Source organism: Limosilactobacillus avistercoris, assembly GCF_014836425.1.
GTDB classification, from domain to species: Bacteria; Bacillota; Bacilli; order Lactobacillales; family Lactobacillaceae; genus Limosilactobacillus; species Limosilactobacillus agrestimuris.
Window position 1 is genome coordinate 20,349 of sequence record NZ_JACSQW010000009.1, and the last position, 16,585, is coordinate 36,933.

The 16,585-nt window shown below is 38.2% G+C and carries 20 protein-coding genes, 1 tRNA gene and 1 other annotated feature; of the genes, 18 read left to right on the forward strand and 3 right to left on the reverse strand.

All coding sequences use genetic code 11. From position 1 onward, the window contains the following. Window positions 1–119: 119 nt before the first annotated feature. From glnA to H9564_RS04595, 3 genes are all read left to right on the forward strand, one after another. Window positions 120–1,463, forward strand: a complete 1,344-nt coding sequence (gene glnA / locus H9564_RS04585; protein WP_191684344.1) for a type I glutamate--ammonia ligase — start codon at window positions 120–122, stop codon at window positions 1,461–1,463. A 157-nt stretch (window positions 1,464–1,620) separates the two neighbouring features. Then, window positions 1,621–3,123, forward strand: a complete 1,503-nt coding sequence (gene gltX / locus H9564_RS04590) for a glutamate--tRNA ligase (RefSeq protein WP_191684345.1) — start codon at window positions 1,621–1,623, stop codon at window positions 3,121–3,123. Between the two features lie 154 nt (window positions 3,124–3,277). Further along, window positions 3,278–4,453 (forward strand): aminotransferase class I/II-fold pyridoxal phosphate-dependent enzyme, encoded by a 1,176-nt coding sequence (locus tag H9564_RS04595; RefSeq protein WP_191684346.1) that lies wholly within the window; start codon window positions 3,278–3,280, stop codon window positions 4,451–4,453. Between the two features lie 136 nt (window positions 4,454–4,589). On the opposite strand, the gene H9564_RS09255 is transcribed toward H9564_RS04595, so the two are convergent. Beyond that, a complete protein-coding gene (locus H9564_RS09255) occupies window positions 4,590–4,715 on the reverse strand; it encodes a hypothetical protein (protein ID WP_263600659.1) in 126 nt (41 codons plus the stop codon). 212 nt (window positions 4,716–4,927) lie between these two features. On the opposite strand from H9564_RS09255, the gene H9564_RS04600 reads away from it, so the two are divergent. Genes H9564_RS04600 through H9564_RS04610 form a run of 3 tightly spaced genes read left to right on the forward strand, consistent with a single transcriptional unit; the run spans window position 4,928 to window position 7,331 of the window. Beyond that, window positions 4,928–5,815, forward strand: coding sequence for an exonuclease SbcC (locus tag H9564_RS04600; protein ID WP_191684347.1), 888 nt, complete (start codon window positions 4,928–4,930; stop codon window positions 5,813–5,815). Then, window positions 5,802–6,788 (forward strand): hypothetical protein, encoded by a 987-nt coding sequence (locus tag H9564_RS04605; RefSeq protein WP_191684348.1) that lies wholly within the window; start codon window positions 5,802–5,804, stop codon window positions 6,786–6,788. Before H9564_RS04600 ends, H9564_RS04605 begins: the two co-directional genes overlap by 14 nt. 15 nt (window positions 6,789–6,803) lie before the next feature. Then, complete coding sequence (locus tag H9564_RS04610; protein WP_191684349.1) at window positions 6,804–7,331, forward strand: hypothetical protein; 528 nt, start codon at window positions 6,804–6,806, stop codon at window positions 7,329–7,331. Between the two features lie 52 nt (window positions 7,332–7,383). Here the strand turns inward: H9564_RS04610 and H9564_RS04615 are convergent, their stop codons facing one another. Then, window positions 7,384–7,527 carry a hypothetical protein gene (locus tag H9564_RS04615; RefSeq protein WP_191684350.1) on the reverse strand — a complete coding sequence of 48 codons (144 nt, stop codon included), beginning with the start codon at window positions 7,525–7,527 and terminating at the stop codon, window positions 7,384–7,386. Between the two features lie 510 nt (window positions 7,528–8,037). Further along, a tRNA-Arg gene (locus H9564_RS04620) sits at window positions 8,038–8,111 on the reverse strand. A 182-nt stretch (window positions 8,112–8,293) separates the two neighbouring features. On the opposite strand from H9564_RS04620, the gene H9564_RS04625 reads away from it, so the two are divergent. From H9564_RS04625 to H9564_RS04680, 12 genes are all read left to right on the forward strand, one after another. Then, a complete protein-coding gene (locus H9564_RS04625; protein WP_191684351.1) occupies window positions 8,294–8,938 on the forward strand; it encodes a TetR/AcrR family transcriptional regulator in 645 nt (214 codons plus the stop codon). A gap of 253 nt (window positions 8,939–9,191) precedes the next feature. Then, window positions 9,192–9,262: a sequence feature (ribosomal protein L21 leader region), on the forward strand. Window positions 9,263–9,277: 15 nt separating this feature from the next. Beyond that, window positions 9,278–9,586, forward strand: coding sequence for a 50S ribosomal protein L21 (gene rplU, locus H9564_RS04630; protein WP_191684352.1), 309 nt, complete (start codon window positions 9,278–9,280; stop codon window positions 9,584–9,586). 14 nt (window positions 9,587–9,600) lie between these two features. Further along, window positions 9,601–9,927 (forward strand): ribosomal-processing cysteine protease Prp, encoded by a 327-nt coding sequence (locus H9564_RS04635; RefSeq protein ID WP_191684353.1) that lies wholly within the window; start codon window positions 9,601–9,603, stop codon window positions 9,925–9,927. A 25-nt stretch (window positions 9,928–9,952) separates the two neighbouring features. Next, complete coding sequence (gene rpmA / locus H9564_RS04640; protein ID WP_191684354.1) at window positions 9,953–10,234, forward strand: 50S ribosomal protein L27; 282 nt, start codon at window positions 9,953–9,955, stop codon at window positions 10,232–10,234. Between the two features lie 110 nt (window positions 10,235–10,344). After that, complete coding sequence (locus H9564_RS04645; protein WP_191684355.1) at window positions 10,345–11,421, forward strand: M24 family metallopeptidase; 1,077 nt, start codon at window positions 10,345–10,347, stop codon at window positions 11,419–11,421. A gap of 3 nt (window positions 11,422–11,424) precedes the next feature. Further along, on the forward strand, window positions 11,425–12,105 hold the full coding sequence (locus H9564_RS04650; protein WP_191684356.1) for a 2'-5' RNA ligase family protein: 681 nt from the start codon (window positions 11,425–11,427) through the stop codon (window positions 12,103–12,105). Window positions 12,106–12,228: 123 nt separating this feature from the next. Further along, window positions 12,229–12,666: an Asp23/Gls24 family envelope stress response protein gene (locus H9564_RS04655; protein WP_191684357.1), complete on the forward strand. Its 438-nt coding sequence runs from the start codon at window positions 12,229–12,231 to the stop codon at window positions 12,664–12,666. Continuing rightward, complete coding sequence (gene nusB / locus H9564_RS04660) at window positions 12,666–13,085, forward strand: transcription antitermination factor NusB (RefSeq protein ID WP_191684358.1); 420 nt, start codon at window positions 12,666–12,668, stop codon at window positions 13,083–13,085. Before H9564_RS04655 ends, nusB begins: the two co-directional genes overlap by 1 nt. 131 nt (window positions 13,086–13,216) lie before the next feature. Continuing rightward, complete coding sequence (folD, locus tag H9564_RS04665) at window positions 13,217–14,074, forward strand: bifunctional methylenetetrahydrofolate dehydrogenase/methenyltetrahydrofolate cyclohydrolase FolD (protein ID WP_191684359.1); 858 nt, start codon at window positions 13,217–13,219, stop codon at window positions 14,072–14,074. Beyond that, window positions 14,067–15,404 carry an exodeoxyribonuclease VII large subunit gene (gene xseA / locus H9564_RS04670; protein WP_191684360.1) on the forward strand — a complete coding sequence of 446 codons (1,338 nt, stop codon included), beginning with the start codon at window positions 14,067–14,069 and terminating at the stop codon, window positions 15,402–15,404. Before folD ends, xseA begins: the two co-directional genes overlap by 8 nt. A 2-nt stretch (window positions 15,405–15,406) precedes the next feature. Continuing rightward, complete coding sequence (locus H9564_RS04675) at window positions 15,407–15,700, forward strand: exodeoxyribonuclease VII small subunit (RefSeq protein WP_191684361.1); 294 nt, start codon at window positions 15,407–15,409, stop codon at window positions 15,698–15,700. A 4-nt stretch (window positions 15,701–15,704) separates the two neighbouring features. Then, window positions 15,705–16,577, forward strand: a complete 873-nt coding sequence (locus H9564_RS04680; protein WP_191684362.1) for a polyprenyl synthetase family protein — start codon at window positions 15,705–15,707, stop codon at window positions 16,575–16,577. The last annotated feature ends 8 nt before the right edge of the window (window positions 16,578–16,585 follow it).

A 16,585-nucleotide genomic window follows, 5' to 3' on the forward strand; every position in this document is an offset into this window, starting at 1 on the left:
ATTAGATTGAATTGGTCTAGGTCGTTGCAAAGGCTGAGAAGTTAATCAAGATTACTTATTACTTTGTTTTATTAAGAAAATTAAGCTATTAGGGTGTCTTCAGGAAAGGGAATGAGTTTATGGCTAGACATTTGTATACCAAGGATGAAGTTCGTCAAATGGTGAAGGATGAAGATATTCGCTTCTTGCGGGTAATGTTCACTGATGTATTTGGAACAATTAAGAGTGTTGATTTACCAGTTAGTCAACTTGATAAGTTAATGGACAATAAGATCATGTTTGATGGTTCTTCAATCGACGGGTTTGTTCGGATTGAAGAAAGTGATATGTACCTTTATCCAGATATGTCAACATGGTTAACTTTCCCTTGGGGAGCTGATCACGGTAAGGTTGCACGAGTAATTTGTAGTGTTCACATGACTGATGGAACACCATTTTCAGGTGATCCACGGAATAACCTCAAGCGGGTCCTTAAAGAAATGCAACAAATGGGATTCAAATCATTTAACATTGGTCCAGAACCAGAATTCTTCCTCTTTAAGACTGACGAAAATGGTAACCCAACTACTAAGGTTAATGATTCTGAAAACTACTTTGACATGGAACCAGCTGATGTTGGTGAAGATTGTCGGCGCGACATTGTTCTTGTACTAGAAAAGATGGGCTTCGACGTTGAAGCGGCTCACCATGAAGTTGCTCCTGGCCAACATGAAGTTGATTTTAAATATTCCGACGCGCTTGAAGCAGCAGATAATATTCAAACCTTTAAGTTAGTTGTTAAGACGATCGCTAAAAAGTATGGCCTTCATGCAACGTTTATGCCTAAACCATTATCTGGGATTAATGGTTCTGGAATGCACCTTAACATGTCACTCTTTACTCAAGATGGTCAAAACGCCTTTTTTGATGAAAATGATAAGGAACAACTATCAGAAACTGCCTATCACTTCTTGGGCGGTTTGATGAAGCATGCCCGGAGTTATACTGCAATTGTTAACCCAATCGTTAACTCTTACAAGCGGCTTGTACCTGGTTATGAAGCTCCGGTTTATGTTGCATGGTCAACTTCTAACCGTTCACCATTAGTTCGAATTCCAAATGATCGGGGAATGGGGACTCGTCTTGAATTACGGTCAGCTGATCCAGCTGCAAACCCATACTTAGCAATTGCCGCTGTTCTTGCTGCAGGTCTTGATGGTTTACAAAATAATTTACCACCAGTTCATAACGTTGATGAAAACATCTATGATATGACTGCCAAGGAACGGAAGAGCAAGGGAATTGTTAACTTGCCTGATACTTTACATAGTGCATTGAAGGACTTAGCTGAAGATGATGTAATTAAGGGTTCGATGGGTGAACACCTTTACCAAAGCTTTGAAGAAGCTAAGACCCGTGAATATGATGCTTACCGTGCCCATGTTTCAGATTGGGAACGCCAACGGTATATGGAACAATACTAATAAAGCAGATATTAAGAATGAGGGACTGAATGTAAAACTTGCGGTCCCTCATTATCTGTGCTTGAATGAAATTGACAAATAGCAACATTCCTATACAATTAAACATGTTGCAGTCACGAATCTATTCGTGAAACAGATATAAAGGAGAATCGCAAACATGGATGACAAGAAGGTCAGAGTTCGCTACGCACCTAGTCCAACAGGTTTCTTACATATTGGTAATGCGCAGTCAGCCCTTTTTAACTATTTATTTGCTCGTCACTTTAACGGTACAATGGTATTACGGATTGAAGATACCGATACTAAGCGGAACGTTAAGGATGGAGAAGAAAGTCAACGAGAAAACTTACATTGGTTAGGAATTGACTGGGATGAAGGTCCAAATAAGCCTAATTCAAAGTATGCTCCATACCGTCAAAGTGAACGGAACGAAAAAGGAATTTACCACAAGTATATTCAAGAACTCCTTGATAAAGGTTTAGCATACAAGGACTACTCAACTGAGGAAGAACTTGCGGAAATGCGTGAACGTCAACGGGCTAATAATGAAGCACCCCACTATGATGGTCGCTGGTATGGTAAGAGCGAAGAAGAACAAAAGGCAGCCGAAGCAAAGGGCTTAAAGCCAACGATTCGTTTCCACTTACCAAAGGATCATGAATATGAATGGGATGATATTGCTCGTGGTCACGTATCATTTAATTCTGATAACCTTGGTGGTGACTTCATCATTGAAAAGAGTGATGGAATGCCAACCTATAACTTTGCGGTTGTTGTTGATGATCACACAATGGATATTACCCATGTTCTTCGTGGTGCTGACCATATTTCAAATACGCCAAAGCAAATTGCTATTTATGAAGCACTAGGCTGGGATCACCCAACTTTCTGCCATATCCCATTAATCTTCAACCCAAAGACACGGAAGAAGTTAAGTAAGCGGGATAAGGATACCCTTCAATTCATTAGTGAATATAAGAAGCATGGTTACCTTCATGAAGCAATCTTTAACTTTATTGCATTCTTAGGTTGGTCACCAGTTGGCGAACGTGAAATTTACTCTAAGGATGAATTGATTAAGGTATACGATCCTGAACGGATGTCCAAGGCACCAGCTTACTTTGACCAAAAGAAGTTGGATTGGATGAATGCTCAATATATTAAGAGCATGTCTGTTGAAGAATTAACTGACCGGACAATGGAATTAGTTAAGGAAGGCGAAACAGAAGAAGCAAAGCGTCTTCAATCAATTCCGGAAGATCAATTAATGGACTTAATTGCAAAGACAATCCATGTTCACCAACGCGATGTTAATAAGTTGCTTGAAGTAATTGAATATGCATGGTCTTATTACAATGTTCTTGAAGAACACTTTAACTATGATCTTATTAAAGACAATGAAGACTTTAATAATGATGAAGTGTTGGCTGTTTTGACCGGCTTGAAAGAAAAACTTGAAAATGGTGCAGATGATTACAGTCAAGCCATTAAGGAAGTTGGTAAGGATACTGGAGTTAAGGGCCGGAACCTTTACTTCCCACTTAACCTAGCATTTACTGGTTCAACTTCTGCTCCACAAATTTATGAAATCATGGATATCTATTCTCGTGATACAGATATTGAATTGCTTGATCGAATGATTAAGGCACTTCAAGCTTAAAATTGATATTGTGAGCTTAATAAGTCTCCAAAGTCTGGCTTTGCTGGACTTTGGAGGCTTTTCTTGTTTAAAAATAAACTAACAGTCTTGACCATTACTGAACAAAAGACGTAATCTAATAAAAGACGATCAATTAAAAACGAGGTTATAAGAAATGGTTGAAATGAAACAATATATGCGAAAGGCGTTAAATAACGTTCCAAAGTTAAAGATTTTTGAATTTAGTAATTATGCTTCACAGTTTGATGATGTGATTAAGTTTACAATTGGTGAACCAGACTTTAATACACCAGAATATATTAAGAATGCAGCGATTCAGAGTATCAAAAATAACCGAACCCACTATGCACCACAACGGGGCACTGCGGGGCTTCTAAAGGCAGTTTCTGATTTTTTAGCTGAAAATTATGATCTTCATTACAATCCTAAGACCGAGATTTTAATTACTAATGGGGTAACAGAGGGGGTCTATTCAGCTATTACTGCGATTACTAATCCGGGCGATGTTATTTTAGTACCAACACCAACTTTTTCGATTTATAGTCCTGATGCAGTTATTGCGGGTGGAACTGCCGTTGAAATTGATACATCAAAGACAAACTTTAAGTTGACCCCTGAGTTACTGAAATCCTATTTGGATAAGTATGGCGATCGGGTGAAGGGGATTGTGTTTGTTAATCCTTCTAACCCAACTGGGATTGCATACACCCAAGATGAATTAAATGCTCTTGCTGCCTTAATTAAGGGGAAGCCAATCTTTGCTATCAGTGACGAGATTTACAGTGAATTAATTTATGACGGTGGCTATGCGTCGATGGCTCGAGCTCTTCCTGAACAAACGATCCTCACAAATGGTCTTTCAAAATCATATGCCATGACGGGGTGGCGGATTGGCTATCTCTGTGCACCGGAAGAAATTACTAGTGAAATCTTCAAGGTTCATTCCTTTGTAATGACAGACGTTGCTACCTTTACTCAGGATGCCGCCGAGGCCGCCTTAAAGGGTGGAACAGCAGCCACAAAGGAAATGGACGCAAAATACATTAAACGCCGTGATTACATGAAAGAACGGCTCACAGCAATGGGCTTTGACTGTAGTCGTCCAATGGGTGCGTTCTATATTTTTGCTAAAATTCCTAAGTTCTTAGAACAGGATGATACAAAAATTGTCTATGATATTGTAAAAAAGGCCCGAGTTGCTGTAACTGCAGGTTCCTACTTTGGTAAGGGTGGTAGTGGCTACTTACGTTTTAGTTATGCTACTAGCATGGACCAGATTAAAGAGGGAATGGATCGATTAGAAAAGTACGTTAATGCTGCACGGCAATAGAATAACTACTGAATAAAAAATGGCTCAGGATACCTCGCATTGTTAAACATCCTGAGCCGTTTTAATTTATTTTTAAAAGAATTCAAGAGGCTTTGATTAAGCCTCTTGAATAAAGAGTAAATTGCTTCAAAAAAAGTTAATTGCTCAGCTTCTTGGCGTCAGCATCAATCTTTGCAAAACCAGAACCATCTAGCTTCTTGCTGCTACGCTTTTCCATGGCTTTACGAGCCATTTCCTTACGTTCTTGCTTACTAAGTGCCATTTAACTTCGCCTCTTTTCGAAACGCTTCGACAACACATAGATACTCCACATACGTGTTATATCTATATATTTTATTATAATCCATTTCTTATTAAAATCAACAATCGGAAACTAAATGTAAAGAAACTCTTCAATAATTTATGAAGTTCTTTAAATATTGCCGCAAGTCGATTAAGATAAAAACTAGTTATTAAAGTGAGGAGCGGTGTACAATGGCAAATTCAGGACACGAACAGGCTGCTCGTGATGTGAGTGGGATTATTAATCAACGAATTTCAGAAAAGGTTTCCTTCTTACGTCAGGTTGAAGAAGCAGTCAAAGATCACCACGATAAAAAAATATATCAATTACTAGATACTCAACGTTACGCTAAAGAGATTGAACATCGTGAACAACAACCAAATAATCAAAGTGTAATGAGCTTGGTTGACGATATTACTAATTATTTGAGTAATTTCTTGAGTGTTAATTTGATTAACTATTTAGGAAAAAAGTACCCATTCTTTTACTATGAAGAATATGAGACTGGACATTACCGGATCTATTTTGGTAATTGGTGGGATCGCCGCGAATTTGGGGAATTAGATGTCCTTAATGTTCGCTTCCTGTTTAATGATGATGAGTATGATAAATTAAAAAAGACATTTGAATTAGCACATAATAATAAGCGTTATAACAGTGATAAAATTGATAAAATCTCTGCAGAAAATGATCGGTTACAGGATTTGATTGATCATCAACGTGAACGAGAAGAAAAGCGGGCTAAATTGCAAGAGCAATTAAAGGATGTTAGTTCACGTTCAGGGATTTGGGAAAGTAGTAAAAATAAAGAGAGTCGACAAAACCTGTTGGATGCTCTTCAAAAACTAGAGGATGAAGAGGAAGAAGCACGGACAGCTGCACAAACGATAAAGGATAATGAGCAAGTTGTTCTCTCACTTTCAAAAGAAAATACAATTTTGAGCTATGAACAAAAGAGTATTTTAGATACTTTTAGTTCCTTTGAGGATTTTGAGTTAGCTAATCGGAATTTATATGCTAATTATATTAAGAGTTTATCTGACGATGGGGAAAAGCAGGTGACAGATGATGAACAATAATCGAATGTTGAATCAACCATCTGAACAATTAAATGCGTTAGCTCATTCATTTGAGCATGGGTTAGAAATTGGTCAACACTATGTCAAGTTGTTAAGCAAACTTGCACAAACTGATGATGCTCATGATCTTCTTGCTGCTACGGATGAATTGGTTAATTTAGACTTGGATGATGCATTTGTTAAGTTTCCTCAACACTATCAAGTTGCAGACTATTACTTGCTCTTGATGGGACGGCTATTGGAAATGCATTCCAACGAAGAATTAAAGATTACGGAAGATCCTACTAGTCACCGGTTTTATGCGACAATTTCTTCGTTAGGTGAAAATGTCTTATTTCACTTTACTAAAGATGCAGAAGGAAATGCTGCTTTTACGGATGTAAATGATAATGAACCCCTTTTTTTCCTGAGCCTTGAACACCAAATGCTTCGTTTTAACAATAAGGCATTGGTTAATTATTTTATTATTAAAGGATTGAAGAAGTATTCTGACCTTGATTTGCGTTCGGCAATCAAGCCACTATTACTTTTTGCTCAAGTTCTTCATGATGATTTAGACTTTGTAATTGATCGGGGGATCCTTGGGACAAATAATGAACAGCACTATGACTTGGCTAAGCCAGAATTATCATTAACAGTAATTGACCGACTATTTGTTGCTACGGCAGAAAATGATTATATGCTATTTAACTTGCCGAAAAACAATGGTGCTGAATTAAGGCTTGATCGGCAGGTAAATCTTGAACTCTCATTTGATCCTGACGATTATAGTCAACAATGGTTCTTTGCCGTTCATGATCCTAATAACCAAGTTTCGTTCTTCGATTTGCTCCTTCACTACCAGCTTATTCGTGATTGGTACTTAAGTAACCGTGATTCACTGGCTGTTAAGTCTGATCCACTGATGTTTGCTGATGATGAACGAGAAGAGCAGGAAGAATCAGTAACGACTGAGTCAACTGTTGAGGATTAGCTTAAGGAGAAAGAAATGATTAATTGGACAACATTATTGCATCAGGTAATTGATTTGGAGCTTGATGTTGACGAAGCAAAGCAACTTGAAATTGGTCCCGAAGCGCGTAAGCAAACAATTCTTGTTGCTTTGGATGTTGAATTGGCAAAACTAGCAAATAGTGATGGGTGGTTTGATGTGCTTGATCATCCAGCTGAAAACGTCCAAGGCTCGTTTGAACATTATTTAAAATCACTTGAATTATTTTTGCTTTTTAGTGCAAAACAGCAATGGACTCATTTGATTGTAATGGATCAAAAACAGTGGGACTTAATTAACCGAACTGAGCCAACAAAAAAGCTTGCTGAACTTAACAAGCAATACTTAGCAATTAAACATTTTCTTAACGATGCTTATTATAATCATCGTCAAGAAAGCTTCCGTCATGCTTGGCACCTCCTAATAAAGTGGGGATTAGTTGATCTAGGATTTAGTAGTGAGGAGATCAGTACTAAATATAAAGAACTAATTAAGCAACAGCGGAATCGATGGGTTAAAGAATAGTAAAAAAGAGGACTAGCTTTTTGCTAGTCCTCTTTTGTTGAATTGAAAACGATCATGCTTTCCGACTATTATAACTATTGCGAGAAGCAACATGCTTTCCAGTCGCTTGGTCATCATCACTGTTTTTATTACCAAACATAATTTGACCAACAACTGAACCAATTAAAATTATGATAATAACAAAGAATGGTAACATGATTAATCACCTCAAAAAGCATTCTCTATTTTTATTATTAGACTTTTTAATTATTTTGCAATTAATAAGTAATGAAAATGCTTAATCTTTATCAAATATTTAAAATATGTTCTTTAGTTAATAAATATTATTAATTTTTTTACTTTATTTCTATAAAGTAGGTATTTTGTTCCATAACAAGACTGAATAATAAAATGCTATTTTCTTTTTAATTATCTTGTGATACATATTTTGAGCTTAGTTTCCCAGCAAATTTTAACCAAAGTGAGAAGAGTTTTAATAAAGTATTATTATGGATATTTGTATTTAGTTGGATAAGTTAATCATATGTAAATAAAAAATAATTTAATTAATATTAGTGAGTAAATCTTAAATTTAAATGGTCATTAGGAAAAACTTAGAAAATAAGAATTACTGTAATTTTAAAAAACACTAATTTTCCTTTAGTACAAAATCTATATGTAAAATAAAAAAAGAGCCCAATATAATAGGCTCTTTGTACACTTTTGATGAAACGAGAGGGACTTGAACCCTCAACCCTCGGTTTAGAAGACCGATGCTCTATCCAGTTGAGCTACCGTTTCAGACAGACTTAAGTATATAATTTCGTTACCCAAATTGTCAATACAATTTGACAAGATATTGCTTTTTTTATAAAATTATTGTTTTTATAGTTTGACGGGGATGGATTCTGAACCTATACTTTAAATTAGTAGAAGTACGAAAGCGAGGGGAACTTAAGCTGAAATCGAAGGGATGATGATTTATGGTAGGTAATAAGACGGATCCACGTGTAGTGAAGACTCGTAATAGTCTTCGCAAAGCGTTAGTTTATCTGATGCGAAGAGAAAAGTTAGAAGACATCAGCGTTCAAAAAATTACTGAAACCGCCAACATCACCCGAGGAACTTTCTACCTTCACTATAAAGATAAGAAGGATTTCATTAATTCGGCAATCAATGAACTTCTTGATGAATTCTTTGATCAAGTGATGGTAGAGAGTGAGGACCTTAGTTTTACTAAAGGGCAACCGGTGAAGGTATTCTCACTCCAGAAGGCGTTTCAGTACATTGAAAGTGAAGCTGATATTTTTGATGTATTACTGAACAATAAGAGAAATGACTTCTTTTACGAACAACTTTATGATCGCTTATCCGATCAGTTATCAAAGTATTATGCTGCGGTAGCTGAACCAGACAAACAATCAGAAGTTCCACTAAATTTGCAGATCTCCTTCATTGATTCGGCACTTCTTGGATTGATAAGTCATTGGCTGAAAGACGGAATGATTTATACATCACGTTACATGACACAAAGCGTTGGGAAGATGCTCGAACGGCTAGATTCTAATAATGTCCTTTTGCTTAACTTCTTTAGCCACGAAACTGAGTCGGCATTACAGGATATTTAACGAATCTAAATTGTGGGAGGAAAACTAGCTTGCTAGTTCGTTTTTCGAAGCGAAACTAGCCTCTGGGAACCCCCGCAAGCACAAAGAGGGCTCTAGCGTTCGGGTTTACCGAATACTAGAGCCCTTTGTGTACTGCGTGCAACCATGTATGGGGAATAATTTAACAGTCATTTTTCTTTTTTGTGCCATTAGTGAAGTTATGGTTGACTAACGAAGTAATCTTTGATATTATGCAAATGTTGTATTTGTGACCCAACAACTACAACCGCACGCTGCCAAGTTTAAAGCAGTACGCTGCTTGGTTCGGCGAGTCTTAGAATTAAGGAGGTGCACAAATTTATGTACGCAATTATCGTAACTGGCGGTAAGCAATACAAGGTAGAAGAAGGTTCATCTATCTACGTTGAAAAGCTTGATGCTAAGGAAGGTGACAAGGTTACTTTTGATCAAGTAATTTTTGTCGGTGGCGACAGCACTAAGATTGGTACTCCATTAGTTGATGGTGCATCAGTTGAAGGAACTGTTGACAAGCAAGGTAAGGAAAAGAAGGTTGTTACTTTCAAGTACAAGCCTAAGAAGCACACCCACACTAAGCAAGGTCACCGTCAACCATACACTAAGGTTACTGTTAACAAGATCAATGCTTAATGCGGAGGTAAGTAATGATTCGGGTATCATTTAATTTTAATTCGGATCACCAAATTACCGCTTTTCAGATGAAGGGGCATGCTGATGCTGGTCCATATGGCCAGGATATCGTTTGTGCAGCCGCATCTGCTTTATCAATATCCACTATTAATGCTTTAGAAAGAGTGGCAAAGACTCCTGCAGCAGTTGATAGTGATGATAATAATGGTGGCTTTCTCAAAGTTACTGATATTAGCTTGGCTCATGATGCTCAAGTTATTATGCAAACATTCTTTAATGGAATGTGTGATATTACGGAAAGTTACCCTCGAAACATTGAGGTTAAAATGTTTGAAAATTAAAATTATTTGCTGGAGGTGAACAATTATGATTATGGATTTGCAATTCTTCTCTCACCACAAGGGGGGTGGTTCCACTGCTAACGGTCGGAACTCAGCTGGTCGTCGTCTTGGTACTAAGGCTGCTGATGGTTCAATCGTAACGGCTGGATCAATCATCTACCGTCAACGTGGTACTCACATCAACCCAGGTGAAAACGTTGGTCGTGGTGGTGACGATACTCTTTACGCTAAGATTGCTGGTCGTGTTAAGTTTGAACGTCTCGGCCGTGACAAGCGGAAGGTTTCTGTTTACCCAATTGCCGAATAACTAAAAAAGGACTGAGCTTTAATGGTTCAGTCTTTTTTAGTTTAAAATTAATTAATTACTGTCCAAAATGCATATAATAAAATCAAGACTAACATAGGAGATTAAAATCAATGACAAGAATTAGTAGGTTACAAAAGAAATTCAAACGATTGGCCATTGATGCTTTCTTGGTGACTGACCAAAAGAATATTTATTATTTAACGGGATTTAACCTTCTTCAGGGAGATGGTTGTTTACTGATTACTCCCCAAAATGCGATTATAATTACTGATGATCGTTACCAACTTGCTTTAGAAGAATTTGAATCTGATGAGGTTGTTGCAACGATTAGTCGTGATTATTATGGTTCCGTTAATAAAATTTGTGAAGGCCTTAATTTAACGGTTCTTGGTTTTGAAGATTCAATTTCTTATCAACTTTTTGACGTTTTCGACGAATTGATGACTTCTGATATTGTACCATTTCATCACTTGATCGAACGCATGCGTTTAATTAAGGACAGTACTGAAATTGCTAAATTGCGAGCAGCGGCTGAACTTCAATCAGCTGGGTTTGAATACGTCTTATCAATCGTTCATCCTGGTATCTCTGAACGTGAACTGGCAATTAAACTGGATTACTGGATGAAAATGCATGGCGCATCTTCTGCCTCATTTCCGACAATTGTTGCTAGTGGTGCTAATTCAGCAAAGCCCCATGCTACTGCTTCAGATAAATTAATCATGGACGGCGATGTAGTTACACTAGACTTTGGTTATTACCTTGATGGTTATACCGCTGATATGACGAGAACTTTTGCGGTTGGTTCTATTGATTCTGAACTTCGTGACGTTTACCAGATCGTTAATGAAGCCCGTGAATTAGTAATAGTAAAGGCAAAAGTGGGAGCTCACGGTAACAAGCTTGATGCCGCGGGTCGTTCACTAATTGAAGAAGCTGGTTATGGTGATGAATTTAACCACGGGATGGGACATGGTATTGGCTTAGCCGTTCATGAACTTCCGGCAACTTACGCCCCAGGGGCAACAAATGTTACCTTAAAGAATAACGAGGTAATTACAGTTGAACCGGGAATTTATATTCCTGAAATTGGCGGAGTCCGAATTGAGGATGATATTGTCGTGACCCATGGGGGTGCTGAAGTAATTACGACTGCGCCGACAGAATTGATTATTGTTAAGGACTAATAAATGGATAAACTAAATCAACTTTATTCTCGTATTGAAACTCAGGGAATACAGAAAATTAGTGCTCACTGTGAACAGGTTGACCTTAATTTACAAATGTTAAAGACTGATACCCGGCGAGGATTAACCTTACTTGTGCACTTGCCAGCTCATGTTACCAGAAACATTAACTTTATCTTAAACGATCTTAAACAACTAGAGCCATTTCAGTATTATTATGCGGTGGATACTATTCATATTACTGTGATGGATATTCGGCGTGCAGTTCCGGAACTTTGTTTAAGTAAAGAAGAATTAGTTAACTATCAACAAGTTATCCGAGAAACAGTTAATAATGTTGGCACTATTAACTGGCATTTAGCTGGATTAATTTGTAGTCCAGGAGCAATCCTTGTTAAGGGCTTTTATTCTTCAGAATTGGAACAGCTTCGTAACGCTTTGAGAAAAAATCTTCTCAAAAATGGGTTGATTTTAGATGAACGGTACGAAACGTTTTCTGGTCATGCAACAGTAGTGAGATTTAATAAAAAACTTACTCATCCGCAAGCACTCTTAAATGAGGTTAATGATTTTCGTAATATCGAATTTGGTGACTTCCAAACTAGTAAGGTTGATTTGGTAATTCATGATTGGTACAATCGTCATTCACAATTGATAGAGCGTTTCTCGCTTAAAACTAGCTAATGGGATTGTTGCTTTTTTCTATTAGATAGTGCAAAATAATAATGAGATACTTCGATAAAGAACGGGATTACTAACTTAATTTAGTAGTCAGATTTCTGAAATACTACAAATGGAGGACTTACAATGGCAGAAGATTCAAAGATCATCTTAAGCAGTGAAGATCAATCTCTTGGTACGATTGAAGTAGCACCTCGTGTTATTGAAATTATTGCTGGGGTTGCTGCAAGTGAAATTGACGGTGTTTCAAAGATGTATGGCTCGCTCTCCAATAGTTTTGGTGAATTATTAGGACGGTCTGATCAGCGTCGTGGTGTTAAGTTATCAAACCAGAATGATAATTTAATTATTGATATTGATGTTTATATCGATTACGGTGTATCTGTACCTAAGCTTGCTGCAAAGATTCAAGATCGGGTTAAGCAACAAGTAATCTTGATGACTGATTTGAATGTTAGTGAGGTTAACATTCACGTCAGAGGAATTGTTCAAAAGAAGGAAGAACAAACGGTTGATCCAGACGATATTTTTGGTGAACATGATGATAAGGCTGGTGAAAAGTAATGGTGGTTAACCGACATGTAATTCGTGAAGAAGCTTTTCAAATTTTATTTGCTAAGCAATCAAACCCAGATGCAACGTTGGCTGACATTTATGATTCATTACCAAATCATCCTAATAAAATTCCGGCCTATTTACAAACGTTGGTTGAAGGTGTTAGCGAACACCAAGAAGAGCTTGATTCACAGATTAGTCAATTATTAGCGAGTGGCTGGGAAATTAACCGTCTTGCTCAAACTGACTTAGTAATTTTACGGTTAGCCTTGTACGAAATTCAATTTGTGAGTGAGGTTCCAACTGTTGTTGCCATTAATGAGGCATTGGAATTAGCAAAGTCTTATAGTAATGATAAGTCCCGTAAATTTATTAATGGTGCATTAGGAAAATTTGAACGTCAACTAGAAGCAAAGGAAAACAAATAGTTCTCCTAAAATAATTTTGCGAGAAAGAGAGGGTGCGAAAGAAAACGCAAACTCTCTTTTTTCCTTTAAACTTCTCTTCGCATTGATATGGTAAAATATTTTTAGTCAAACTGGAAAAGGAGAATGGCAGAATGGCAACATTAATTGATGGTCGTACCGTAGCCAAAGAGGTTAACGAAAACACTGCAGAGCGGGTAAAACGATTAGCTAGTGAAGGAATTGTTCCTGGATTAGCGGTAATCTTAGTTGGTGATGATCCAGCAAGTAAGATTTATACGCGAATGAAAGATAAAAAGGCCAAAAAATTGGGGATCCATTCTGTCCTTTCAACTTATCCAGAAGATATTCGTCAAGATGAATTGCTACATGATATTCGTCAATTTAATGCGGATGAAAATATTAACGGGATTCTTATTCAAGAACCCCTTCCTAAACATTTGGATGGGGATGAGCTTTTAAACGCAATTGATCCTGGAAAGGACGTTGACGGTTTCCATCCCTTTAACGTTGGCTGCCTATATAATAACGTGAATGCAAACTACCCTGTTAGTTGTACACCGCGGGGGATAATGACGCTGTTAAGACATTATCAAGTAAACCTGGACGGAGCTCGGGCTGTTGTAATTGGAAGAAGTATCCTTGTTGGTAAGCCAATGGCTGCTCTTCTTGAAAACGCTAACGCAACCGTAACAGTTGCCAATAGCCATACTAAAAATCTTACAGAATTAACTAAGCAGGCGGATATCTTAATTGTTGCTGCGGGAGTTAAGCACCTGGTTACTGGCGAAATGGTAAAGGAGGGTGCAGTGGTGATTGATGTTGGGATGCACCAGTTAGCGGATAAAACGTTAACTGGGGATGTTGACTTTGACAGTGTTGCACCAGTGGCAAAGATGATTACACCAGTTCCGGGTGGTGTTGGACCAATGACAATTGCATCATTAATGGAACAAACTGTTGATCTTACGGAGTGGAGTCATAATGGATAGAAGTCAGTACCTAACAGTTAGTGAGCTGACAAGTTATTTAAAGCAAAAATTTGATCGAGATCCTTATTTGAAAACTGTTTATTTAACTGGGGAACTTTCAAATTTTCGGCTTCGTCAGCGTCACCAATATTTTAGTATTAAGGATGAAAATGCGGTTATTGATGCCGTAATGTTTGAACGTCAATTTCGTAAAGTAAACTTCCGCCCGGAAACAGGAATGAAAATTTTAGTAGTTGGTCATATTGGACTTTATGAAAAGAGTGGACGCTATCAGATCTATGTTGAACGGATGGAACCAGATGGACTTGGTGCTCTCTACCTTCAATTTGAACAGTTGAAAAAGAAATTAGGGGCTGAGGGACTATTTGATCAGATTCCTCGACCAATTCCCCAATTTCCGAAGAGAATTGCTGTGGTAACTAGTTTGGATGGTGCCGTAATTCGTGATATTAATACCACGGTTCGCCGTCGTTACCCAATTGCTCAAGTAGTTTTATTCCCAACTGTTGTTCAGGGGGATAAAGCCGCTGCAGATATTGCACGCCAAATTAATCGTGCTAACCAGATGGGGAATTTTGACACGATGATTATCGGTCGTGGTGGTGGATCGCTAGAAGATCTTTGGCCATTTAACGAGGAAATTGTTGCGCGAGCGATTGCAGATAGTCAAATTCCGGTAATTTCTTCGGTAGGTCACGAAACAGATACTACCATTGCTGACCTAGTTGCTGATCAACGGGCCGCAACTCCTACCGCTGCCGCAGAATTAGCGACACCCAACCGGCTTGCTGATGTATTAATGGCCCTTCAGGATGATCAAGTCCGGTTGAACAATACGATGAAAAATCTGATTAATTTCGACCGGAAACAGTTACAAAAGCAATTACAAAGCTATATTTTTCAACAACCAAGTAGGCTATACGAGAACTATGCACAAAAGTTAGATCAACTGACGCAGACGCTAAATAATAATGTTAGGAACTTGGTAAAAGATCGTTTGAGTACTGTTCAACAATTGCAGGGGCGCCTTCAAGCTGTTTCTCCGCAACATACGATTGAGCGTTCTCAGGAAAAAGTTGATCAGCTTCAAAATCGATTGTTAAATAGTGCCAAGAATAGTCAGCAACAACGCCAACAGAAATTAACGGGTTTAATTCAACAATTAGATTCCCTGAGCCCCTTAAAAATTATGGGTCGGGGATATACATATGTAACCTACCATGGCTCTGTTGTTAATACGGTTAAAGAATTAGAAGACAATCAAGAGATTACCCTTCACTTTAATGATGGGAAAGCAACTGCAAAAATTACTGGAACGAAGGAGAAATAAAAATGGCAGAAAAAAAGAAGCCGACATTTGAAGAACAACTGAACCAACTTCAACAAATTGTTAGTCACCTAGAACAAGGTAACGTTCCATTAGAGGAGGCGTTGAGCCAATATAAAGATGGGATCGAATTAGCTCGGGTCCTCCAAAAGAAGTTGACGAGTGCTGAAAAGACATTAGGAAGTCTGATTGATGACGACGGAAACGAAAAGCAGTATGAAAAGGCAACTGACGATCCTAGTAATAACGGTGGCGGTAACCGGGGATACGGCAGTGATGATGAGCCACTAGGAGAGTAAATTGATGCTTGAACTTAAAGAACTAAAAGGGCAGATTGATCAATTTTTAAAGCAAGCAATGCCTGCTGACATCGATCAGGATACTTTGGCAGCGTCGATGGAGTATTCAGTTAATGCCGGCGGGAAACGGTTGCGTCCGGCATTAACGTTAACAACTGTTCAAGTATTAGGTGGGCAGCTTAACCAAGATGTTATGAAGGCGGCAACTGCCCTTGAATTACTCCATACCTATTCACTAATTCACGACGACCTTCCTGCAATGGATAATGATGATTTGCGTCGTGGTAAACCCACTAATCATAAGAAATTTGGAGCGGGGATGGCAACCTTGGCGGGAGATGGTTTACTGACCATGGCGTTTCAATGGGTAACTGATAACCAGCTACCTGCTGACACCCGTGCTAATTTAGCATTGGCGCTTGCTCAAGCTGCTGGTCCAGCTGGAATGGTTGCTGGCCAAGCGCGAGATATTGAAGGAGAACATGAGCATTTGAACCTTGAACAATTACAATACCTTCATCGCCAAAAGACGGGTGCACTTTTGCGGTATGCTGTCTTAGCTGGCGGAATTATTACAGGGCAGGATCAAGCGGTTAAAGCTCTTTTAGCTAAGTTTGGTGCTCAATTCGGGCTTGCGTTTCAGATTTATGATGACTTAATGGACGTTGTTGGCACCACGAAAGAAATGGGAAAGGCAGTTCATAAGGATGCTGGTGAGCACAAGAATACTTATCCCGGATTATTGGGAGTTCGTGGTGCTGAGGAACAGTTACATTTAGCATTACGGCAAGCAAGAAAGACTCAAGCAGACTTGAGTGAGGTAACTAACCGTGACTTTAGTGCGTATGACCAATTCTTGGCATACTTTAAATTGTGAGGATAAAG